A 379-nucleotide genomic window follows, 5' to 3' on the forward strand; every position below is an offset into this window, starting at 1 on the left:
GCCGTTGTAGGGAACAAAATAAAGTTGCCGAAACTAGGCCTTGTTCGATTTGCCAAAAGTCGCGAAGTAGAGGGGCGTATTGTAAATGCTACAGTTAGACAGAACCCTTCTGGTAGATATTTTGTGTCACTATTAGTTGAAACAGAAGTACAAGAACTTCCGAAAACACATTCTTACATTGGGATAGATGTAGGACTAAAAGATTTCGCTATTTTGTCAGATGGAACACACTATGAAAATCCGAAATTTTTCCGATCATTAGAAGATAAGTTGGCGAAAGCACAGCGTGTTCTTTCTAGAAGAATGAAAGGATCTTCTCGCTGGAATAAACAACGAGTAAAGGTAGCTAGAATTCATGAATACATATCAAATACTAGAA

The 379-nt window shown here is 37.7% G+C and carries 1 protein-coding gene; it reads left to right on the forward strand.

What is annotated here, in order from left to right; genetic code table 11:
- Nucleotides 1-379: RNA-guided endonuclease InsQ/TnpB family protein (locus ACTJJY_RS32135; protein WP_440607458.1), on the forward strand; the 379-nt coding region annotated here is incomplete at both ends.

The organism is Bacillus sp. 22475, from assembly GCF_052044835.1.
Classification (GTDB): domain Bacteria; phylum Bacillota; class Bacilli; order Bacillales; family Bacillaceae_G; genus Bacillus_A; species Bacillus_A cereus.